A 21,173-nucleotide genomic window follows, 5' to 3' on the forward strand; every position below is an offset into this window, starting at 1 on the left:
GGGTCGAGGCCCATGTCGCGAGGGGGAACGATGCCCGAATTGACCTGTTCACACGTCAGCCGCCGGAATGCGCTCCTGGGCGGTGCGGGCGCCGCGGCCCTGGGCTGTGTCGCCACTTCGACGACGTCAGCACTGGCCGACACCACAGACCCCTCGTACCCGCGCTTCGGCGACAGCCGCTACCGCGTGCTGCACTACCAGATCGGTGACACGATCCTCACCGGCAGCTCGCCGCGGCTCTTCGGTTCGACGACGATGACGTGCGTCGCTGCGCGATCTATGACGAACCTCTTCGTCGACTTCCAGCACACACCGAACGTCGTGTCGATCAACGGCAAGGCCGTGCGATTCTCCAGGACGTCCAGCGTCGCCACGACGTACGGCGACCAGGGCGGGCATCGCCGATTCACCGTCAGCGGCTTCTCGCTGCCGGCGGGAGCGCGATTCACGCTCAAGGTCGGCTACAACGTCTCCGCCGACGCGAACCGCACCGCCTCGCTGTTGAGCGCCGGGCCGTACTTCGTCGTCGCCGGCGAGCCGATCGCCGCCACGCACTGGTTCCCGTGCAACGACCGGCTCGACGTGAAATCGACCTACGGCGTCAGCATCTCGACCCAGCGGGCCAACCGGGTCATGCTGGCGAGGCCGACCTCACAGACGTTCTACACCTCGGGCCGCACCGCGATGACGAACATTCGCTTCGCTGTCGCCGAACCCAGCGCCACCTACCAACTCGGCCTCGCCGTCGGGCCGTTCAGCGTCACCTCGGGTACGTGGTCGATCGGCGGGCGTGACGTTCCCTACGGCGTGGCGGCACAGCCGGGGCTCACGAAGTCGACCCTGCTCGATCACACCCCGCGGGCCTTGTCGTACTTCGCGGCGCGCTACGGCAGCTTCCCCTTCTCGCACGCAGGCGGGGTCTTGGTCAAAGATATTGGTGTGGGCGCTCAGGAGACCGTCGGCGGGCCGACCTACGACGCGTCCTGCAACACAGCCGCGTTCGTCGCCCACGAGAATGCGCACATGTGGTTCGGCAACAGCGTGACCGCGGCGAGTTGGGCGGACGTCGTGTTGATCCAGGAGGGCCTGGCGCAGCTCCTGGAATGGGACTATGTACAGATGTTGCGTGCCACGTCAGGCACCTCCGCCGCGATGTGGGCTCCCCTGCTGACGCCGCCCACGACCTGGCGCGTGCCGACCCACATGAAGGTGGCGAAGCTGACGTATCAGTACGCGGGTGGCCTCATGCGGGAGCTGCGCCGTGAGATGGACGGCTCGATCGAGCAGGCGCGCGCACCGCGCTTCACGGCATTCCTGCGCACGTTGGCCACGGGCCACGCCCACTCGAGCATCACCCGCGCCCAGTTCAAGGCCGAGGCGCAGAAGGCCGCGGGCAAGGATCTCAGCGGTTTCCTTCGTCGCTACGGCATCTGATCTGCGCTACTCGGGCCGCGCGGCATCCGTCGTCCCGACGGTGGGATCCACGACGGACGAAGACGCGGCGGCTCGTCGCGCCTTCGCCCAGCACACCCATGCGCCGAGGCACACCATGACGATGGCCACGAGGTGCACGATCACGGCGGCGATGTCGCTGAACGGCGCGACCAGGATGACGAGAACGGCGAGCACCCCCACGATGAGCGCGTAACGCATCATGAAGGGCGCGGCGGCGCGGTTGGCGTCGAGCAACGCCTCAGGGGTGCGTGCAACGCCGCGCGGGCGCAGCGCGAGCCTACCGCCGAAGGGCAGCGTGCCCGACGTGATCGAGCGTGCGAGCCACGCCGTCATTGCTGCGATGGCGGCGAGGACGCAGGCGCCGATCATGGCGGTCACCGCGAGATCCGTGATCATGGCCTCACAGTAGCGAGAACGGCCGACAACCGCGGAAGGACGCGGTTGTCGGCGCTCGATCCTAGGGTGAGACGCATCACGCCGCCCGTGCTCGAGGCCGCCTTCCGGACTCGCGGGTAACCGGGCGTGGGATGAGAGGATGCGGCCATGACCACGGACGTCGACGCGCTGCTCACCCTCGACGCCGCCCACGTGTGGCACCCCTACGCGAGTGCCACGGCAGGAGTACCGCCCCACGTCGTCGAGTCTGCCTCCGGCGTGCGGCTGCGTCTCGTCGAGACCGACGGAACGCGCCGCGACGTCATCGACGCGATGAGCTCGTGGTGGTGCGCCGTGCACGGCTACGGCGTGCCGGAGCTCGATGCGGCTGCCACGGGGCAGCTACAGCGCATGTCGCACGTCATGTTCGGCGGTTTGACGCACGAACCCGCGATCCGGCTCGCCGAGCGCCTCGTCGCGATGGCGCCGCACCCACAGCCGGAACGTGCGGCGTTGAACCGAGTGTTCCTCGCCGATTCGGGCTCCGTCAGCGTCGAGGTGGCAATGAAGATGGCGCTGCAGTGCTTCGCCGCCGACAACCGGCCACGGCGTCGCATCCTCACCGTCCGCGGCGGCTACCACGGCGACACGTTGCACCCGATGAGCGTCTGCGACCCCGACGGCGGTATGCACACGCTCTGGCGCGGCACACTGCCCGAGCAGATCTTCGCGCCGCTGCCGCCCGCACCCGCGGACCCGTCTTCCGGCCTCGTCGCTGACGCGGGCGAGATGGCCGCGTGGAAGGACGAGACCGCGCGCTTGTTCGCCGAGCACGCCGACGACATCGCCGCCGTCATCCTCGAACCCCTGCTGCAGGGCGCCGGCGGCATGCGGATCCACGACCCGGAGTGCGTGCGATTCCTCGCCGAACTCGCCCGTGAGCACGGGGCGCTCGTCATCTTCGACGAGATCGCCACCGGTTTCGGACGCACCGGCACCCTCTGGGCGGCCGAACGCGTCGGCGTCACACCCGACATCATGTGCGTCGGCAAGGCGTTGACCGGTGGGTACCTGACACTCGCCGCAACGCTGTGCAGCGACGAGGTGGCCCAGCGCATCAGCGATCGCACGGGCGCTGTCATGCACGGCCCGACATTCATGGGTAACCCCCTCGCGTGCACCGTCGCGCTTGCGAGCCTCGACCTGCTCGACGCCGAACGCCTCACGCGCGCAGCACAGTTCGAGGGCGCCCTCGAGGCCGGGCTCGGGCCGCTGCGCAGCATCGCGGGTGTGAAGGACGTCCGCGTCATCGGTGCGGTCGGCGTCGTCGAGTTGGAGGGCGACGTCGACATGACGCGCGCTACTGAGGCGGCACTGGCCGAAGGCGTCTGGATCCGCCCGTTCCGTGGGCTCATCTACACGATGCCGCCGTACGTGTCCACCGACGATGATCTCGCGACGATCGTGCGCGGCGTCACGGCCGCAGTGCGGGCGAGCGTCGACGCCGGCTACCGAGCTAGCGAGCAGTCGCGATGAGCAGGCCTGACGGAATGGAGCCCGAAGCCTCGACGGACGGCGCAGCCGTGCCACGCGGGGGCCTTGACGCCGGCGCCTCAGCCCCAGCGGATGCGACCGTCCGCGGCGGTCAGGTCGATCAATACGCCGTCTTCCTGCGCGACGCCGCACGGCGCCGCGAAGAGGTGGGCCTCACCCGCACGGCCGTCGACGACCAGCTCGACGGCGTCCCCATCGACCTCGCCGGCAACGACTACCTCGCGCTGCGGCGACACCCTGACGTCATCGCCGCAGCCGTCGCCGCGCTCCAGGACGACGGTGCGGGCGCCGGTGCGAGCCGCCTCGTGACGGGCACGCATGCCTCGCACGTCGCACTCGAACGCGAACTCGCCGCGCACCTGGGGCATGAGGCCGCACTCGTGTTCTCCACGGGCTATCACGCCAATCTCTCCCTCATGACGTCCCTCGGCACGGCTGACACGGTCATCATCAGCGACGCGCACAACCACGCGAGCCTCATCGACGGGATGCGGCTCGCGAAGGCGCGCGTCGCCGTCACTCCGCACCTCGACGTGGCCGCGGTCCGCGACGAGCTCGTCGAACGCACCGAGCCGCGCGCCGTCATCGTCGTCGAGTCGATCTTCTCGGTGCTCGGGGATGCTGCCCCGCTGCGCGAACTGCTCGACCTCGCGATCGAGCACGATGCGCTCCTGGTCGTCGACGAGGCACACGGCCTCGGAGTCATCGGCGAGCGGGGCGAAGGCCTTGTGCGGGCGCTCGGTCTGCTCGATCGCCCGGGCCGCGAGCGCATCATCACGACTGTGACGTTGTCGAAATCCCTCGCCGCCCAGGGCGGCGCGGTCCTCGGCTCGGCCGCGCTGCGCGAGCATCTCGTCAACACGGCACGCCCGTTCATCTTCGACACCGGCCTGGCTCCCGCGTCAGCCGGAGCCGCGCTGGGTGCTCTGCGCCAGCTCGTCGCGCGACCCGAACTCGCCGCACGCACCCGCGAGGTCGCAGCACGACTGGCCGACATCGTCGGCGTCGAGGTGCCTGCGGGCGCCGTCCTCAGCGTTCCCATGCCGTCACCGCGCAGTGCCGTGTCCGCCGTCGACGCTGCCCGACGAGAGGGCCTGCGCATCGGCTGCTTCCGCCCACCGAGCACACCCGACGGCATCTCGCGCCTACGCCTGACGGCCAACGCCGGTATCACTGACGGCGACCTCGCAGACGTCGAACGCATCATGCACGGCGTGCTTCGCGAGACGTCGCACGAACGAGCCGGCAGCTCGGAGTCGCCGCGACCTGCTGCCGGCCCGCCCGCTTCCCCACCTCTCGAGGAGATCGCATGACCGCGCCCATCCTGCTCGTCACCGGCACCGACACCGAGGTCGGCAAGACGGTGACGACGGCCGCCATCGCCGCGGCTCTCATCGCTCAGGGCATGCACGTGGCCGTCGTCAAACCCACGCAGACGGGTCTCGCGCCGGGCGAGGCCGGCGACGTCGACGAGGTGGCGCGTCTTGTCGGTGATCTGGGTGGCGACGACGCGGCCACGGGCTCGCTCACGACGCACGAGTTCGTCCGGCTGCCCGACCCGCTCGCCCCCGATTCCGCAGCTCGGCTGGCCCAGGTGACGCTGCCGACGGTCGCCGAGCACGCTCGTCGCGTCCTCGAGATCGCCGAGAGGGACGACGTCGACACCGTCATCGTCGAAGGTGCCGGGGGGCTGCTCGTGCACCTCGACGGCGAGGGCAACACCCTGGCCGACCTTGGAATCGCGTTGCGCGACGCCGGCGCTCGCGCCGGTTTCGTCCTCGTCGTCGCCTCGCGCCTGGGCACCCTCAACGTCACGGCGCTGACCGCCGAGGCGCTCGCTCGCCGCGAGCTCGACCTCATCGGGTACGTCGTCGGCAGCTACCCGAGCGAGCCCGATCTCGCCGAGCGCACCAACATCGACGACCTGCCCACCGCGGCCGGCACCCAGCCCCTCGGCCGCATCCCGACCGGCGCGGCTAGCCTGGAGCCTGCCGAATTCCGCACGCACGCAACAGAATGGGTGCATCTGTGATGTTCCGAACCGACGGCCGTCTCGCTGACGGCCGCACGATCCGCTGGTACGACCGCACCGCGGGCCGTGAGCCGAGCCCCGACACCCGCGACCTGCCGACGACGACCCCGATGTCGCAGATCCGTCGCGATCCACTGACCGGCGAACGGATCGTGCTCGCCGCGCACCGGCAGAACCGCACGTTCATGCCGCCCGCCGACGAGTGCCCCCTGTGCCCCAGTCGCGACGGATACGCGAGCGAGGTGCCGTCCGACTCGTACGAGGTCGCCGTGTTCGACAACCGCTTCCCGGCACTGTCGGACGCGGTCGTCGACGTCCCGACCGAGGACGACCCGCTGTTCGCCTCGGCTCCCGCGCACGGCACGTGCGAGGTGGTGTGCTTCAGCGAACGACACGACGCGTCGTTCAAGGATCTCGGCCTCGAGCAGGCGCGCCTCGTCGTCGACGCGTGGGCCGACCGCACGCGCGAGCTGTCCGCGCGCGACAGCGTCGAGTACGTCTATCCGTTCGAGAACCGCGGCGTCGAGATCGGGGTGACGCTGCCACACCCGCACGGGCAGATCTACGCGTTCGGGTTCGTGCCGCCACGCGCGGCGACGGAGTTGGCGCGCGCCCGCGCCCACCATGACGCGACGGGGCGCAACCTGTTCGGCGACGTCATCGCCCGCGAACTCGCCGACGGCGCCCGCATCGTCGCCGAGAACGACACCTGGGTGGCGTTCGTGCCGTTCGCGGCGCGCTGGCCCGTCGAGGTGCACCTGTATCCGCGGACGCAGGTGGCCGACCTTGCAGCCCTCGACGACGCCCAGCGCGACGGGCTCGCGGCGCTGTATCGCGACGTCCTCACCCGCTTCGATGCCCTCTACGACGCGCCGCTGCCGTACATCTCGGCGTGGCAGCAGGCGCCGGCCAAGGCCGATCACCCGGATCGCGAGCTCGCGTGGCTGCATGTCGAGCTGTTCTCTATTCGTCGCAGCGCCGACAAGCTGAAGTACCTCGCCGGCACCGAGTCGGGGCAGGGTGCGTTCAGCAACGACGTCTCCCCCGAAGCTGTCGCACAGCGCCTGCGTGAGGTGGCAGACGCGTTCGACGGCGGCCCAGGCCGCGAAGTGGGTGAGTCGTCATGACGACGTCGACCTCGACGCAGCGTCGGCTGCTCGACGACGCGAGCTCCCTGTTCGATCGCGAGTTCGGCTCGGACGCAGGCGAACCGGACGGTGCGTGGTGGGCGCCGGGCCGCGTCAACATCATCGGTGAGCACACCGACTACAACGGTGGTTACGTCCTACCCATCGCCCTGCCGACGGGTACGGTTGCCGTCGCACGTCGACGCGACGACGATCTCGTGCGCCTCGCCTCTGAAGGCAAGCGTGTCGAGGTGCGTCTCGGCGAGGTGTCGCGGGAGGCGGGCCTCGGATGGGCGTCCTACGCCGCCGGCGTGGGATGGGCCGCCCGTCGCGACGGCCTCGACGTGCCGGGGCTCGACATCGCGTTCGCGGCCGACGTACCGCGCGGCGCCGGGTTGTCGTCGTCGGCGTCCTTGAGTTGTGCGACGGCGTCGGCGTGGAACGACCTCGCCGGCTGGGGGCTCGACGGGTCGGGCATCGCCAGGCTCGGGCGCCTCGCCGAGAACGAGATCGCGGGAGCACCGACCGGAACGATGGATCAGCTCGCGTCCGTGCTCTGCGAACCGGGGAACGCGCTGCGACTCGACACGCTGACGAACGAGACGATGCAGGTGCCGTTCGACCTCGCCGACGCGGGCCTCGCGCTGCTCGTCGTCAACTCGCACGCGCCGCACGAGCTCGTCGACGGTGCGTACGGCGAGCGCCGCCGCGCGTGTGAGGAGGCCGCCGACGCCCTGGGCATCGCCCGCGGGCGACTGTGCGCCGAGATCGACGGACGCGACGTCGACGCCGTCGATGCGCGTCTCGCCGGGCTGCCCGACGTGCCGCGCCGCCGCGCGCGCCACGTCATCACCGACTCCGCGCGGGTCCTCGCCGTCGACGCTCTCCTGACCGGTGGCGTGACGCGGGACAAAGCGCCTGACGTCGGGGCGCTGCTCACGGCGTCACACGTCAGCATGCGCGACGATTTCGAGATCACCGTCCCGGCCGTCGACACGCTCGCCGCCGCACTCGTCGCCGGTGGCGCGTACGGCGCACGCATGACGGGCGGGGGTTTCGGCGGGTGCGTCATCGCGCTCGTCGACGTCGAAGGCGTCGATGATGCCGTCGCGGCCGCTCGACGGGCGGCGCACGACGGCGGCTTCCCCGAGCCGGAGCCCTTCGTCGCGCTTGCGAGCGCGGGGGCGCATCGGCTCGTCTGAGCGACCTGGTCGCAGTGACTCGACGATCGGCGGTCCAGGCTGATCGACGGGTGCCACAGGTGCTACCCGTCGCGCCCGTCGCGAACGCAGTTCTCCACGCTCGGCGCACACCGAACGGTGGGGGCCAGCCTCGCGGCGTCGACCGGCGGTGTGCTGCGCGATGGTGTCGAGCCCGTCGACCGAATCCTGAGGTATCTCGGGGCCGGCGTAGGCGAGGCCTGTCGGCGCCTCATGCGCGAGGCGCCGACGCACCGCGGACAAGATGCGATTCCCGGCAGGCCCGGAACCGCGCAGTTGTCAGCGTCACGTGATTGGCTGGGAACGTCACCGAGCGAGGCCGGCTGGCCTCACCGCGACCGAAGGAGTCGTCATGCCAACCCGCACCACGAACTGGCCCGCCGGCACGCCCAACTGGGTCGACTGCAGCTTCGACCACATGCACCGAGCGAAGGATTTCTACGCCAAGCTGTTCGGCTGGGAGATCCGCGAGGGCGGTGACGACATGGGCGGCTACGCCGTCGGGCTCAAGCATCACCACGCTGCTGCCGGGCTGGCGCCGCGCATGCAGCCCGACGTTCCGAGCGCGTGGTCCACGTTCTTCGCGAGCGACGACGTCGACGCGACCGCTGGCGCCATCCGCGACGCCGGCGGCCGCACGCTCGTCGAGCCGATGGACGTGCCGAACACAGGACGCATGGCGTTCTTCCAGGATCCCGAGGGGGCCGCGTTCGGTGTCTGGCAGGGCGGCGAGCACCCCGGGTTCGGCATCTTCAACGAGCCCGGTTCCGTGGGCTGGAACGACCTCATGACGCGCGACCTCGAGGGCGCGAAGTCGTTCTACGGCAAGGTTTTCGGCTTCTCCTACGAGGAGATGGGCACCGACTACGTCACGATCAAGCGCGCGAGCGACGGCGAGGTCGTCGCGGGCATGCACCTCGCGACGCAGCTGCCCGACGACGTTCCCGCGAACTGGTTGACGCACTTCGTCGTCGCCGACCGCGACTCCACCGTCGCCATCGTCGAAGAGCTCGACGGCGAGGTGCTCATGAGCTTCGACACCCCGTTCGGGCCGGAGGCGACGATTCGCGGGCCCGAGGGTGAGACCTTCAACGTCATCGCTTTCTCACCCGAGGCCGAGAACGGTCGAGACGCCGAGTGACGAGCGGGTGAGGTAAGCCAGCCCTGACCCAGGAAAATCCCGGGTACTTGTCAGGTCTGCCGGTTACGGACGAGAGCCTTCTCCTAGGTGGATGCGGTTTGCTGTGGGGACACTGCTCCATCCCCCGCGAAGGACCATCATGACGAGCTCCACGCCCGCGAATTCCTCAGCCGCGACGGCACCCACTCGTACGTTCGCAGCACTCGTCGGCGTCGCGTCGCTCGCCGTGCTGCTGCAGGGCCTGTGGGCCGGATTGTTCATGTCGACGCCCGACACCGACCCTGAGAAGACGCCCTGGCTCGAGGTCCATTCGTGGTGCGGGAAGGCCGCCATCGGGTTCGCGCTCCTCGCCACGGTGTGGGCGTTCCTGAAGCTGCGTGAACGCACCGACCTGACCTTCGGCGCGCTGGCGTTGACGGTGCTGTTGATCCTCGAGGCCTATCTCGGGGGGGCTCATCGTGGACGAGGGCAAGGACGTCATGGCCGCCGTCCACGTCCCGCTGGCGATGGCGCTCATGGGCCTGGCGGTGTGGCTCCCGCTGCGGGCCCGAAAGCGCTGACTCCACCGTGAGGACGAGCCTCGGATGCGACACGCGTCCGGGGCTCGTCGTTTGGAACAATGGGTGCATGCACAGCCTCGCCGACACCCAGCCCGCCATCGCCCTCGGAGCCCTCGACGGCCGCTACCGCGGCGCCGTCGCCCCGCTCGTCGACCACCTGTCGGAGGCCGCGCTCAACCGGATGCGCGTCCACGTCGAGGTCGAGTGGCTCATCCACCTCACCGACGCCGGCATTCTCGACGGCGTGCGCGCGCTGGACGACGGCGAGAAGGAGGCGCTGCGCGACGTCGTCGAGGAGTTCGACGGTGACGACATCGCCGAACTAGCCGAGATCGAACGCGAGACGGTGCACGACGTCAAGGCAGTCGAGTACTACCTCAAGCGCCGCCTCACGCAGATCGTGGCCGACGCTGGCCACGACGACGCCGAGCAGCTCTCGGAACTCATCCACTTCTGCTGCACGAGCGAGGACATCAACAACCTCAGCTACGCCCTCATGGTGCAGCGTGCGACGCAGCAGGTGTGGCTGCCGAAGGCGACGACGCTCGTCGAGCAGGTCGCGACGATGGCCCGCGACATGCGGGACGTGCCGCTGCTCGCGCACACGCACGGCCAGCCGGCGACGCCGACGACCATGGGCAAGGAATTCGCCGTGCTCGCGCACCGCCTCGGCCGACAGCTGCGCCGCATCGAGGCCCAGGAGTTCCTCGGCAAGCTCAACGGCGCCACCGGCACGTTCGGCGCGCACACCGCCGCCGTGCCGAGCGCCGACTGGCCGGCGCTGAGCCAGAGCTTCGTCGAGGGCCTGGGCCTCACGTGGAACCCGCTCACGACGCAGATCGAGAGCCACGACTGGCAGGCCGAGCTGTACGCCGACATGGCGCGCTTCAACCGCATCCTGCACAACCTGTGCACCGACGTGTGGACCTACATCTCGATGGGCTACTTCGCGCAGGTGCGCGGCCAGGGCACCGTCGGATCGTCGACGATGCCGCACAAGGTGAACCCGATCCGCTTCGAGAACGCGGAGGCGAACCTCGAGGTCAGCTCGGCGCTGCTCGACGTCCTCGGCTCGACCCTCGTCACGTCGCGCCTGCAGCGCGACCTCACGGATTCCTCGATGCAGCGCAACATCGGCACCGCATTCGGGCACTCGGTGCTGGCCATGGACAACGTCGCGCGGGGCCTCGGCGGTCTCGACCCCGTGCCGGGCGCCATGGCCAAGGACCTCGAAGCCAACTGGGAGGTGCTCGGCGAGCCGATCCAGACGGCGATGCGCGCGCTCGGCGCCCAGGGCGTGCCGGGGATGGAGCAGCCCTACGAGCGCCTCAAGGAACTGACGCGCGGACGCCGCATCACCGGCGACGACCTGCGCGAGTTCGTGCGCGCCCTCGGCCTGCCCGCCGACGTCGAAGCACGCTTCGTCGAGATGACGCCCGCGACGTACGTCGGTATCGCTCCGCAGCTGGTCGACTTCCTCGAGGTCTGACGCCCAGCGGATCATTTCGACGCTCGACGTGCACGGGCCTGCGACGAACGCTCGTGCGCCCCTTGGCGATCTGCTGAAGCCCGCGGCTGCCTCGCTGAGAGCTGAGATCCTGCATGTCGGGGCCTCAGCTCTCAACGCGGCTGTTGGGGGCTGAAATCCCGCAATGCGGAGTTTCAGACCTCACCAGATGCGTTGAGGGCCGAAACTCTGGACTGCAGAGTTTCGGCCCTCGACGTCAGGACGGAACGCCGCCCCTCAAATCATCAGATCGTGACGTCGCCCTTGGCGGTCGCGAACGTCACCGACAGCACCGACGGGGTGCCGTGCGGCGCGACGAACTGGAAGTCGATGTCGGGCTCCCAGTCCTCGCGGTCGACGCCGGGTTCGCCCGTCAGGCCGAGCCATTCGCGCACGCGCTCGGGCGCGCCGGCAAGCATGATGCCCTTGAGCGCGACGTCCGTGGCGCCGTCCTTCGACGGGTGCTGCGCGGGATCGTCCCAGTGGATGAAGTACGGCAGCTGCGGGTCGACGACGAGGTCGCTGACGCCGATCTGCTGCCACGTGATCTCCGCGCCGTCGGGGCGGTGACGGCGACCTTCCGTGGTGGGGCGGCCGAGCTTGGCGACGGGGCCGCTCATGTCGTCGAGTTCGACGACCCAGCCGACCCAACCGCCGCCGTTGGCGGAGCGAGCCTTGACGGCCTGACCGAACGGCATCTTGTCGACGCTCGGGTGCTCCAGCGCTTCGACGACCTCGACGAAACGCCCCTGCCTCAGCGGCAGGATCATGTTGCGCGTCCCGAAGCGCGGGTGCACGCCGCCGTCACGCACTTCGATGCCGAGCTGCTGCGAGAGGCGCTCGGCTGTGGCCTGCAGGCCGTCATTCTCGGCCGCATACATCACGTGGTCAATCCGCATGGAGACACTGTGCCACGTCACCCAACACAGCTTGTAATCAGGGTCACGTCTCGGCGACGCGGGGCCGCGTCACCGGCTGGCGCCCCGGTGCGGACGGGTGGCGGGGGGCACCTCGCTCGCGGCGCCGGGTCACCTGAGTGCGTCGGGTGGCCGCTCGTCAGCCCCGCACGCCGCGCTGTCGCATGGCTTCGTAGAGCACGATGGCGGCGCTCGTCGCGACGTTGAGCGAGTTGACCTGCCCGACCATCGGGATGCGGACGCGGGACGTCGCGGCGCCCAGCATCTCGTCGGTGAGGCCGTACTTCTCGGTGCCGACGGCGACGGCGACGGGCCCGGACAGGTCGATGTCGGTGTGCATGACGTCGGTGTCGGGTGTCGTCGCGATGAGGGGGATGTCGTTGTCGCGCAACCATTCCAGCGTCTCTGACGTGGGTGCCGCCGCAACCGGCACGCTGAAGACGGTGCCCTTCGAGCCGCGGACGACGTTGGGGTTGCCCCAGTCGGTGACAGGGTCGGCCGCGATGACACCGTCGACGCCCACCGCGTCAGCCGTGCGCAGCATCGCGCCCAGGTTTCCGGGCTTCTCGACGCCCTCGGCGACGAGCAGCAGCGGGTTGGCGGGCAGGTCGAGCATGCGCGGATGGGCGTTGACGCTCGGCACGACGGCGAGGAACCCGTCCGGCCCCTCGCGATACGCGACGCGTTCGAAAGCCTGACGCGCGACGGTGACGATCTCCGCGCCCGCAGTGCGCGCCGCGTCGATGACGTCGTGCTGCCGCGCCGCGTCGAGCATCAACTCGTCGCAGACGTAGAGCGTCTGCGGGCGGACGCCGGCGTCGAGCGCCAGACCCAGTTCGTCGTACCCCTCGACGAGCGTCAGGCCCTCGGTCTCGCGCGTGCGGCGCTTGCGCAGGCCGACGAGGCCCTTGAGGCGCGGGTTCGTCGCGGACGTCAGGTGAAGATCAGGCACGCCCCATCATCCCAAATCGACGCGTCTCACGCGAAGGTGGACGCCGTGCGCAGATGGGTACGGGAATCGCGAATGTGGACGTCGATCGCAGAAGGGGGTCAGATGAGCGAGCGCAGGACGAGGGCGGCGCCGTCGTCGTCGATGGGGGCGGTGACCTCGTCGGCGGCGGCCTTCACCTCGTCGGGCGCCTGGCCCATGGCGACGCCGCGCGCGGCCCATTCGAGCATCTCGACGTCGTTGCGCTGGTCGCCGACGGCCACCGTGTTCGCTGGTTCCACGCACAGTTTGCGCCGCACCTGCTCGAGCGCGGACGCCTTCGTCACGCCCTCGGGGTTGATGTCCATCCAGGCCGTGAACCCGACGGCGTAGTTGACCTGGTGCAGGCCGACGCGTTCGGCGAGGTCGAGGAAGTCCTCGCTCGTGCCGGTCGGCGAGCGGAACGTCACGCGCGTGACGGGCTCCGTCATCAGCTCCTCCCACGGCACGACGACCTGCTCGCCGTCGAGTTCACCGTCGGGGAACGGCGCCGTCACCTTGAACACGTCACCCGATTCGACGGCGATGACGGCGTCCTCCCACTGTCCGCGCAGCATCTGCAGCGCCGGCGTCGGGTCGAACGTGACGCGTTCGATCGTCTCGAACCCGTCGGGTAGTGAGCTGTCGAGACGCAGCGTGATCGCGCCGTTCGAGCACACCGCGTAGCCGGACGAGAGGCCCAGCATGTCGATGATCGGCTTCGTCGCGATCACCGCACGCCCTGTCGACAGCACGACCTGATGCCCCGCCTCGACACAGGCGCGCACGGCGTCGCGCGTGACGTCGTGCATCGTGCCGTCGTACTGCAGCAGGGTGCCATCGATGTCGAGGCACACCATGAGCGGCGGCCACTCCTTGCCATCCGGCTGCGACGAAACCGCCGAACCGGTCGACGGGGGCGGCGCGCAGGTGTCAGAGACAGTCACGTACCCACCCTAGGCGCAACGGCCCCTCCTGACGGTGACCATCCGTCGCGGGACGTACACGGCCGGGGTCCAGCCGCGTCCGACAGAGGAGTCGACGCAGCGTCACCACCGCGTCGACGAGGCCGGCCCACCCCGTCTGGGGCGAGCCGGCCTCGTCAGGTGCGTGCCGTTGAGCGTGTCAGTAGGTCTGCTGACCCCACGGCTGCTGCGGGCCCTGCCCGTTGTTCTGCACGTTCGACGTGTTGTGCGCCGACGGGTTCGTCGCGTCCGCCTTGCGCGACTGCAGAAACGCGACGACGCCGACGGCGATCGCGATGAGGCCGGAGAGCAACGTCAACCAGACGCCGGCACCGATCGTCGCGGTGTATCCGGCGGCCGCACCATTCGAACTCACGGCGCTCGACGCGGACGGGAACTGGACGATGCCGAGGATGAGGATGACGAGTCCGATCGCCGCGGTCACGAGGCCCGCCACCTTGGCGTTGAGCTTGCCCAGCAAGGCGAGCACCCCGGCGGCGACGAGGCCGAGGGCGAGGATCGCGACGAAGATGCCCGCCGTGTTCTTCGACCCACCGAGCGCGGAGTTCGCGGTGTTGCTGTTGCCGCCGATGCCGTTGAGTGCCACCGACTCGCTGCCGGCCTTGAACGTCACCCACGCCACGAACGGCGCGATCAGCCCGAGCAGCGCGGGCACGAACGGCCCGAACTTCGCGACAGGCGAGGCGGTCGACGTTGCGTGCGACGCGCCGACGCCGGTCGCCGTCGCCGCGCCCGTCTGCCCGACGCCCGGTGCGAACGACTGACCGTACGGCGCCGACGTGTAGTGCTGCTGGTTCGACACCGCCGCACTCTGCGAGGACGGGTAACCGCCCTGCGGTGACGACGCATAGCCGCCCTGCGGGTTGTTCGACGGATAGCCGCCCTGCGGGTTGTTCGACGGGTAACCGCCTTGCGGAGACGACGGGTAGCCGCCCTGGGGCGCGGACGGGTAGCCGCCCTGGGGCGGGGACGACGGGTAGCCGCCCTGGGGCGGGGACGAGGGGTAGCCGCCCTGCGGGGACGACGGGTAGCCGCCCTGCGGCGTCGACGGATAACCGCTCTGCGGAGCGGCCGGGTAACCGCCCTGGCCGTACGACGGACCCGCCGGGTTCTGGCCGCCGGGGTATTGCCCGTATCCGCTCTGGCCATACCCAGGCTGGCCACCGCCCTGCGGCCCGGCATAGCCGACCCCCGGCGCGCTCGGGTATGCCTGCGACGACGCGGCGTTCTGCTGCCCACCCTGACTCGACGGGCCCCATGCCGGCTGAGCCGGCGCATCCGAGCGTGGGGCGACGCGCGTCGCGTCACTGCCGATCGCCTGCGTGTGGTCGTCGGAGGCAGCAGTGTCCTTGGACATCGAGACTCCCGCGTCCGACGACGCGGCCCCGGCGGGCGTGGAACCCCCAGGCGTCGCGCCGGCGCCGGTGCCACCCGCGACGTGGGTGGCCTGCTCGTTGTTGTCTGCGCTCCAGGTCGAGCCCTGGCCGGACTCGTCGTTGGTCGACATGCCCCTCTCCTTCATGATTCGAGGTACGAAAAAACTTGCTCCCAATGTACGTGCCGCGGCGCCATCCACGGCCCGGTCGCCGCGCGACAGTGGACGGCAGAGACGTCAGGCCCCGAGCTTGAACGCCTCGCGGTAGGACAGGCGCCCACCGGTGCGCATGATGCTGCGCTCATACAGCCGCGTCGCGAGACGGGTGATGACGTACGCCGCGACGATCGCGATGCCGATGGCGAGGATCGGCTCCCACCATGCGGCGCTGCCGTCCATGATGCGTGCCGGCATCGTCACGGTCGAGACGACCGGAACGTACGAGGCGACGACCTGGGCCGTGCCGCTGAGCGACATGCCGACGACGAGCACGAGGACGACGAGCATGACGACGGGCTGCGACGTCGACTGCACGTCCTCGCTGCGTGAGGCGAGCGCGCCGGCGACGGCGAACATGCAGGCGACGACGAAGAATCCGACGAGGAAGAACAGCAGGAACCATCCGGAGGCGCCCGCGACGGTGCCGACGAAGGCGCTCCACTTGGTCTGGCTCAACCCGATGAGTGCGACGGCGGCGAGCAACGTCACCTGAGCGATGGCGAGCAGCGCGTTGCCGATGATCTTTCCGGCGAGGATGTGGCGCAGCGGCACCGCGCTCGCGAGGATCTCGACGATGCGTGACTGCTTCTCTTCGACGACGCTCTGCGCGATCGGCATGCCGAACATGAACGCGACGAAGTAGAACAGGAACGCGAAGACGAGTGACACCACCTTCGCGAGCCCGGCGCGGTCGGCGTCGGAGCTGAGCGTCGACGTCGCCACGGCGCCGCCCTTCGTCAGCGACGACAGCTCGACGCCCTGCGATGCCGCGTTCGACGCGAGCGTCAGTTGTGCGGCGCTCGTCGTCACGTTCTTCTTCAACCCGTCGTCGATGTTCTTGTCGCCGACGAGTTGCCAGCCGCCGTTGGTGCGCAGCAGTGCGGCGTCGGCGTCGCCCTTCGTGACGGCGGCGCGGGCTGCGGCATCGTCGGGGAAGGCCGTGCTCGTGTACTCGACCTTCGCGCCGCCGTCCTTCGCGCTCGTCGCAGCGACGTCGACGACCTGCTTCGCCGACGGCCCGGAGGCGCCCTTCGTGTCGACGATCGCGACCTTCTGCGTGTCGGTCTTGCCGGCGATCCACACCTGCACGGCGAACGTGCCGATCACCATGGCGAGGGTGACGCCGAGGCCGACGAGGAAGTTCTTGTCGCGCGCCTTGACGGCGATCTCGCGCAGGGCGACGATCTGCCACGCCGGACGCGAATCACGCTGAGCTGTCTGGACGTTCATCACGCCACCTCCCGGTAGATGTCGGCGAGCTGGGGCAGGACCTCGGCGTATTCGCGGATGCTCGCGCGTGCCATGACGGTGCGCAGCAACTCGTCGGACGCCCTTTCGCGGCCCTCGGCGTCGTCGGGCAGTTCGAGCAGCGCCCGCGGGCCGTCGACGTCGACGACACCGATGCCGAGACGGTCGGCGACGTCACGCACCCACCCGGCGTCGGAGTCGAGGACGAGGCGGTGACGGACGCGTCCGCTGCGGCGCAGCTGCGCGGCCGTGCCCTGCGCGGCGACGCGGCCGCCCGCGAGGAAGACGAGGCTGTCGCAGAGGCGTTCGACGAGGTCGAGCTGGTGGCTGCTGAACAGCACGGGCACGCCGCGCGAGGTGAACTCGCGCAGCAGGTCGGCCATCGCGTCGACGGCGCGCGGGTCGAGGCCGCTGAACGGCTCGTCGAGGATGAGCGCGTCCGGCTCGGCGATGACGGACGCCGCGATCTGCACGCGCTGCTGGTTGCCGAGCGACAGCGCTTCGAGCTTGTCCTTCGCTCGGTCGCCGAGGCCGAACCGTTCGAGCAGTTCGAGCCCGCGGGCACGCGCCGCAGCGGGTGCGACGCCGCGCAGCTGGGCGAGGTAGACGAGCTGGTCGATGAGGGGCTGCTTCGGGTACAGCCCCCGCTCCTCGGGCATGTATCCGATGCGCCGGCGATGTTCGCGCGTCATCGGCTCGCCGTTCCACAACGCCTCCCCGGCGCTGGGCTCGAGCACGCCCATGATCATCCGCATCGTCGTGGTCTTGCCGGCGCCGTTGCCGCCGATGAAACCCGTCACCTGCCCGTCGGCGACCTCGAACGACACGTCGTCGACGGCCGTCTTGTCACCGAACCTGCGGGTCAGGCCTCTGGCTTCCAACATGTTCCGCTCCCTCGTCATGTTCGATCGTTCCTTCAGCCTGTCGCGTTGGCCGCCGCGCCGGATCCGGCGCGCGACGGATCTTCGCGCCTCCCCCTCGCGACGGAGCTGTCAGTCGCCGACGCGCACCAGGCCCGTCTCATAGGCCGCGACGACGGCCTGCACCCGATCGCGCAGACCGAGCTTCATCAGCACGTTCGACACGTGTGTCTTGACGGTGGCCTCACCGACGAACAGCGCCGCCGCGATCTCCGCGTTGGACAGCCCACGCCCGAGCAGACCCAGCACCTCCCGTTCGCGCGGGGTGAGGTCATCGAGACGGCCGCCGTCGCCCGTCCTGCTCGGGGACAGCGAGGGCGTCGAGTGGGCCGATGAGGCAAAGGGCCAGGCCGACGTCGTCGGTCCGACGTTGCCCGGGCCGTCGTCAGCGGCCCGGGCGGCCTCGGAGCCCGCGCCGAGCGACCCGTCCTGCACGCGTCGTTCGATGACGCGGCGCGTCACCTCCGGGGCGAGCAGGGCGTGTCCGTGCCCGACGGCGCGCACGGCGTCGGCGAGGTCGTCCGCGTCGGCGTTCTTGAGCAAGAAGCCGCTGGCGCCCGCGTCGAGCGCACTGAAGAGGTAGTCGTCGCGATCGAACGTCGTGAGGATGACGACGCGCCCGAGCCCCTCGTCGACGAACCGTCGCGTGGCCTCGATGCCGTCCATGACGGGCATCTGCACGTCCATCAAGGTGACGTCGGGCCGCACCTCGCGGGCCACGTCCAGCGCCTGCGCCCCGTTCGTCGCGGTGGCGACGACGTCGATGTCGTCCTCCACGGACAGGATGAGCGAGAATCCGCTGCTCACCATCTTCTGGTCATCGACGATGACGACCTTGAGCGCGTCCATCAGGCCCACCCTCCTGTCGTTCGCTGCCTCTGTCGCCTCTCGCTGCGGCCTCGGTCATGAGCGCCCGCCGTCGTCGCCTCGCGCGTCGGGTAGCGGCAGCCTGACGCGCACGCGGTACCCACCGGTCAGCCGGGGGCCGATCTCGGCGCTGCCGCGATGAGCCGTCACGCGTTCACGCATGCCGAGCAGTCCCATGCCGCTGCCCGAGGTGCCCTGCCGTGGGCGCCCCTCGTCGAGGATCTCGACCTCTGCGTAGCGCGCCGCACCGGCCCCTTCCTCGCCGCCGCCACTGCGCACCGTGACGGACGCGGACGTCGCCGTCGAGTGGCGCCGGATGTTGGCCAGCGCCTCCTGCACGGTGCGGTAGAGGCTGTGTTGGACGCTGCCAGGCACGTCGACGTCACCGATGAGGTCGCGCAGTTCGACGTCGAACCCGGGCGAGGTGACCTCTTCGACCAGTCGCGGCAGATCGTCCAACCCAGGTTCGGGACGACGGTGCGTCGCGTCCAGCGCAACGCCCGTCTCGCGCTCGTTCCTCGTCGCGAGCGAACCGTCCGATGACGCGGCGACCGCCAGATCAGCCGACACCACCCCGCCGCCAGGCGGCAGACGGCCCGGCCCGGACGACGCGCCGTCCCCGGTTCGCAGGGTGCCGAGCAGGCTGCGCATCTGCGTGACGGCGTCGCGCGAGGAGGTCTCGACGTTCGTCAGCGACGTGGCCGCGAGCGACAGGTCCTTAGTCATGAGCTTGCGTGCGGCCGCGGCCTGCACGCCGATCGCGGCGACGTGGTGGGCGACGACGTCGTGCAGTTCGCGGGCGATGCGCAGTCGTTCGTCGACGACGGCGCGTTCGGTGAGCTGCGCCGACTGCTCCTCGATCGTGCGTGCCTGATCCTCGGCGCGGGCTCGGGCGCGAGCTCCACGCCACGAGTTGGCGCCCGTCGCGACGGCGGTGACGAAGAACAGGACGTTCATCATGACGCTCGTGAGCACCGCTCCTGTGCCAGGGCCGAACAGCGCGTCATCGCGGGTGCCGCGGCCGTTTCCGTAGGCGTCGACGAGCGCGTCACGCCCCGACGCGACCGACAGCTGCACGGCCACCCACCCGAACATGAACACGACGACGGCGCTCGCCGCGACCATCGTCATCCGGCGATCTCGGCCCCAGGCGAGTGCGGTGAAGATGGAGAAGAAGTAGGCCGCCTGCATCGCGAGGTTGCCCATGACGACGTACTGCGCCATGCCGAAGGCGAACATGTGCGCGGCGAGCAGCAGCATGACGGCGAGGGGGAAGCGTCGACGCCACACGAGCGGCAGCATCCCGACGAGCGTCGCCGCATAGAGCGCGGGCCGCCCCCAGGTGCCGCGCGGCAGACCCAACGCGCGCATCGCCTCGAGCTCGACGACGGCACCGAGCAGGAAGACGACGGCGATCACGGCGTCCCGTCGCTGCCATCCGGGTGGCAACGGCCGCACCCAGTCGTCGTCCAGACCGAAGAACTCCCTCACGCCTGCGAGGGTAGACGCCGCCACCGACAGCCCGCCTCCCCCGCGCGACGGAGCGTCAGTTCGTCGCGAGCGACACGACGAGATTGATGGCTGTCGCGACGACGCCGACGCCGAGCGCGTAGCTGAGCAGCGTGTGCTGCAGCACGAGGCGTCGCACCCACCGGTTCTTCAGGTTCGTGTCGCTGATCTGGTACGTCATTCCGAGGTCGAACGCGACGTACGCGAAGTCGTAGTAGTCGGGTTCGCCGCCCTCGAAGTCGATGCCGTTGCTGGCCGGCGCCGGCCCGTAGTACTGACGGGCGTAGCGCAGCATGTACATGAGGTGCACGAGAAACCAGGACGCGACGACGCTTGCCGTCCCGAGCACGGCTTCGGCGGTGCCCGTCTTGTGCTTGCCCGCGACGAGCAGCAACCCGACCCCCGCAAGGCTCGCCATCGTCGCGATGATGACGGTGGCGTCCGCTCCTGCGACGCTCGGATCCTCCTCGCGTGCGTGCTCGGTGGCCTGCGTCGGGTTCATGCCACGCACGATCAGCCACGTCCACGCACTGACGACGATCGCGCCGACCGTCCACCCCGTCATGACGTCGAACACGATCGTCCGGTCGGCGACGGCGATCGTGACGAACGCCGCGAGCACACCGACGATCACGCTGATCACCAACCGAAACCCCGTGCGGCGCGTGAGGGCACGACGGTTCGCCTTGGACGTCTCGTGGGAGGTGTCATTCATGCGCTCATTGTCACCCGACGGACGCGAACCACCGTGGCCTGCGGCAACGGACGCAACGACCGGCGCGTCGTACGGGCGTGAGCATGGAGCGACCTCAGCGGCACCGACTGCCGCATCGCGCGGCGGGAGCAGACGACGCGAGGAGACGACGCGAGCGCCGAGCATGCCGCGGGGACGGCGCCCGGCACCGACATGGCCGGGCCCGCCGGCACGAACTGGTCGGGCGCGAATCATTCGGGCCAGCACGACGACCCCATGCCGGGCGTGCATGAGACGAGCGAGATGGGCGGCCCGACCAGCCGATCGGCCCGTCCGAAGGATCTGACGAGCCCCGAGGACTTCGCGAGGACGAAGACCATCGCGTGGTGCGCCATCGTTGCCGTCGCGTTCGCCCTCATGACGCTGCTGAGCTACCGCACCGCACGGTGACTGGAGGAGACCGACAACGGCTATGGGCGCCAAGAAGATGCGCGAACTTG

The 21,173-nt window shown here is 69.9% G+C and carries 20 protein-coding genes; 10 read left to right on the forward strand and 10 right to left on the reverse strand.

Annotation, left to right across the window (positions count from 1 at the left end; all coding sequences use genetic code 11):
* Positions 1-30: 30 nt before the first annotated feature.
* Positions 31-1,434, forward strand: a complete 1,404-nt coding sequence (locus HMPREF0321_RS12805) for a M1 family aminopeptidase (protein WP_006947073.1) — start codon at positions 31-33, stop codon at positions 1,432-1,434.
* 6 nt (positions 1,435-1,440) lie between these two features.
* On the opposite strand, the gene HMPREF0321_RS12810 is transcribed toward HMPREF0321_RS12805, so the two are convergent.
* Positions 1,441-1,851, reverse strand: coding sequence for a hypothetical protein (locus HMPREF0321_RS12810; RefSeq protein WP_006946976.1), 411 nt, complete (start codon positions 1,849-1,851; stop codon positions 1,441-1,443).
* A 147-nt stretch (positions 1,852-1,998) separates the two neighbouring features.
* Between HMPREF0321_RS12810 and HMPREF0321_RS12815 the strand changes: the two genes are divergently transcribed.
* The 8 genes from HMPREF0321_RS12815 (at position 1,999) to purB (ending at position 10,953) form a co-directional block, all read left to right on the forward strand.
* Positions 1,999-3,366 (forward strand): adenosylmethionine--8-amino-7-oxononanoate transaminase, encoded by a 1,368-nt coding sequence (locus HMPREF0321_RS12815; protein ID WP_006947086.1) that lies wholly within the window; start codon positions 1,999-2,001, stop codon positions 3,364-3,366.
* Positions 3,363-4,697, forward strand: a complete 1,335-nt coding sequence (locus HMPREF0321_RS12820) for an 8-amino-7-oxononanoate synthase (RefSeq protein WP_254653999.1) — start codon at positions 3,363-3,365, stop codon at positions 4,695-4,697. The genes HMPREF0321_RS12815 and HMPREF0321_RS12820 overlap by 4 nt, the downstream gene beginning before the upstream one ends.
* Positions 4,694-5,416, forward strand: a complete 723-nt coding sequence (gene bioD / locus HMPREF0321_RS12825; protein WP_006947077.1) for a dethiobiotin synthase — start codon at positions 4,694-4,696, stop codon at positions 5,414-5,416. The genes HMPREF0321_RS12820 and bioD overlap by 4 nt, the downstream gene beginning before the upstream one ends.
* Entirely contained in the window at positions 5,416-6,543 is a 1,128-nt protein-coding gene (gene galT / locus HMPREF0321_RS12830; RefSeq protein ID WP_040015075.1) for a galactose-1-phosphate uridylyltransferase, read from the forward strand. Before bioD ends, galT begins: the two co-directional genes overlap by 1 nt.
* Positions 6,540-7,745 (forward strand): galactokinase, encoded by a 1,206-nt coding sequence (gene galK, locus HMPREF0321_RS12835; RefSeq protein ID WP_006947075.1) that lies wholly within the window; start codon positions 6,540-6,542, stop codon positions 7,743-7,745. Before galT ends, galK begins: the two co-directional genes overlap by 4 nt.
* 370 nt (positions 7,746-8,115) lie before the next feature.
* Positions 8,116-8,904: a VOC family protein gene (locus HMPREF0321_RS12840; RefSeq protein ID WP_006946998.1), complete on the forward strand. Its 789-nt coding sequence runs from the start codon at positions 8,116-8,118 to the stop codon at positions 8,902-8,904.
* A gap of 226 nt (positions 8,905-9,130) precedes the next feature.
* Positions 9,131-9,475 carry a hypothetical protein gene (locus tag HMPREF0321_RS12845; RefSeq protein WP_136788595.1) on the forward strand — a complete coding sequence of 115 codons (345 nt, stop codon included), beginning with the start codon at positions 9,131-9,133 and terminating at the stop codon, positions 9,473-9,475.
* Between the two features lie 56 nt (positions 9,476-9,531).
* Positions 9,532-10,953, forward strand: a complete 1,422-nt coding sequence (gene purB / locus HMPREF0321_RS12850; RefSeq protein WP_006947045.1) for an adenylosuccinate lyase — start codon at positions 9,532-9,534, stop codon at positions 10,951-10,953.
* A 263-nt stretch (positions 10,954-11,216) separates the two neighbouring features.
* Here the strand turns inward: purB and HMPREF0321_RS12855 are convergent, their stop codons facing one another.
* The 9 genes from HMPREF0321_RS12855 to HMPREF0321_RS16605 all read right to left on the reverse strand — a co-directional run bounded on the left by HMPREF0321_RS12855 (position 11,217) and on the right by HMPREF0321_RS16605 (position 20,694).
* Positions 11,217-11,870, reverse strand: a complete 654-nt coding sequence (locus tag HMPREF0321_RS12855) for a VOC family protein (RefSeq protein WP_038566581.1) — start codon at positions 11,868-11,870, stop codon at positions 11,217-11,219.
* Between the two features lie 157 nt (positions 11,871-12,027).
* Complete coding sequence (locus HMPREF0321_RS12860) at positions 12,028-12,840, reverse strand: RNA methyltransferase (protein ID WP_006946927.1); 813 nt, start codon at positions 12,838-12,840, stop codon at positions 12,028-12,030.
* 98 nt (positions 12,841-12,938) lie between these two features.
* Positions 12,939-13,802 carry an HAD family hydrolase gene (locus tag HMPREF0321_RS12865; protein WP_006947074.1) on the reverse strand — a complete coding sequence of 288 codons (864 nt, stop codon included), beginning with the start codon at positions 13,800-13,802 and terminating at the stop codon, positions 12,939-12,941.
* Between the two features lie 178 nt (positions 13,803-13,980).
* A complete protein-coding gene (locus HMPREF0321_RS16830) occupies positions 13,981-15,348 on the reverse strand; it encodes a hypothetical protein (protein WP_006946983.1) in 1,368 nt (455 codons plus the stop codon).
* A 105-nt stretch (positions 15,349-15,453) separates the two neighbouring features.
* Complete coding sequence (locus HMPREF0321_RS12875) at positions 15,454-16,665, reverse strand: ABC transporter permease (RefSeq protein WP_006946997.1); 1,212 nt, start codon at positions 16,663-16,665, stop codon at positions 15,454-15,456.
* Positions 16,665-17,567 (reverse strand): ABC transporter ATP-binding protein, encoded by a 903-nt coding sequence (locus HMPREF0321_RS12880; RefSeq protein ID WP_006946977.1) that lies wholly within the window; start codon positions 17,565-17,567, stop codon positions 16,665-16,667. Before HMPREF0321_RS12880 ends, HMPREF0321_RS12875 begins: the two co-directional genes overlap by 1 nt.
* Positions 17,568-17,675: 108 nt before the next feature.
* A complete protein-coding gene (locus HMPREF0321_RS12885) occupies positions 17,676-18,452 on the reverse strand; it encodes a response regulator transcription factor (protein WP_006947081.1) in 777 nt (258 codons plus the stop codon).
* Between the two features lie 54 nt (positions 18,453-18,506).
* A complete protein-coding gene (locus tag HMPREF0321_RS12890) occupies positions 18,507-19,961 on the reverse strand; it encodes a sensor histidine kinase (protein WP_237723856.1) in 1,455 nt (484 codons plus the stop codon).
* Positions 19,962-20,016: 55 nt separating this feature from the next.
* Positions 20,017-20,694: a DUF1345 domain-containing protein gene (locus HMPREF0321_RS16605; RefSeq protein ID WP_172462964.1), complete on the reverse strand. Its 678-nt coding sequence runs from the start codon at positions 20,692-20,694 to the stop codon at positions 20,017-20,019.
* Positions 20,695-20,958: 264 nt separating this feature from the next.
* Here HMPREF0321_RS16605 and HMPREF0321_RS16610 point away from each other — a divergent pair, with 264 nt between their 5' ends.
* On the forward strand, positions 20,959-21,123 hold the full coding sequence (locus HMPREF0321_RS16610) for a hypothetical protein (protein ID WP_217490554.1): 165 nt from the start codon (positions 20,959-20,961) through the stop codon (positions 21,121-21,123).
* Positions 21,124-21,173 lie beyond the last annotated feature (50 nt).

It is taken from the genome of Dermacoccus sp. Ellin185, assembly GCF_000152185.1.
Classification (GTDB): domain Bacteria; phylum Actinomycetota; class Actinomycetes; order Actinomycetales; family Dermatophilaceae; genus Dermacoccus; species Dermacoccus nishinomiyaensis.

Excerpts from the sequence above, each read along its gene's own strand:
- HMPREF0321_RS12805 (WP_006947073.1), top strand. The coding sequence starts at position 31 with ATGCCCGAATTGACCTGTTCACACGTCAGCCGCCGGAATGCGCTCCTG.
- galT (WP_040015075.1), top strand. The coding sequence starts at position 5,416 with ATGTTCCGAACCGACGGCCGTCTCGCTGACGGCCGCACGATCCGCTGG.
- galK (WP_006947075.1), top strand. The coding sequence starts at position 6,540 with ATGACGACGTCGACCTCGACGCAGCGTCGGCTGCTCGACGACGCGAGC.
- HMPREF0321_RS16830 (WP_006946983.1), bottom strand. The coding sequence starts at position 15,348 with ATGTCGACCAACGACGAGTCCGGCCAGGGCTCGACCTGGAGCGCAGAC.
- HMPREF0321_RS12885 (WP_006947081.1), bottom strand. The coding sequence starts at position 18,452 with ATGGACGCGCTCAAGGTCGTCATCGTCGATGACCAGAAGATGGTGAGC.
- HMPREF0321_RS16605 (WP_172462964.1), bottom strand. The coding sequence starts at position 20,694 with ATGAATGACACCTCCCACGAGACGTCCAAGGCGAACCGTCGTGCCCTC.
- HMPREF0321_RS12855 (WP_038566581.1), bottom strand. The coding sequence starts at position 11,870 with ATGCGGATTGACCACGTGATGTATGCGGCCGAGAATGACGGCCTGCAG.
- HMPREF0321_RS12815 (WP_006947086.1), top strand. The coding sequence starts at position 1,999 with ATGACCACGGACGTCGACGCGCTGCTCACCCTCGACGCCGCCCACGTG.
- HMPREF0321_RS12880 (WP_006946977.1), bottom strand. The coding sequence starts at position 17,567 with ATGTTGGAAGCCAGAGGCCTGACCCGCAGGTTCGGTGACAAGACGGCC.
- HMPREF0321_RS12810 (WP_006946976.1), bottom strand. The coding sequence starts at position 1,851 with ATGATCACGGATCTCGCGGTGACCGCCATGATCGGCGCCTGCGTCCTC.
- HMPREF0321_RS12875 (WP_006946997.1), bottom strand. The coding sequence starts at position 16,665 with ATGAACGTCCAGACAGCTCAGCGTGATTCGCGTCCGGCGTGGCAGATC.
- bioD (WP_006947077.1), top strand. The coding sequence starts at position 4,694 with ATGACCGCGCCCATCCTGCTCGTCACCGGCACCGACACCGAGGTCGGC.
- HMPREF0321_RS12820 (WP_254653999.1), top strand. The coding sequence starts at position 3,363 with ATGAGCAGGCCTGACGGAATGGAGCCCGAAGCCTCGACGGACGGCGCA.
- purB (WP_006947045.1), top strand. The coding sequence starts at position 9,532 with ATGCACAGCCTCGCCGACACCCAGCCCGCCATCGCCCTCGGAGCCCTC.
- HMPREF0321_RS12840 (WP_006946998.1), top strand. The coding sequence starts at position 8,116 with ATGCCAACCCGCACCACGAACTGGCCCGCCGGCACGCCCAACTGGGTC.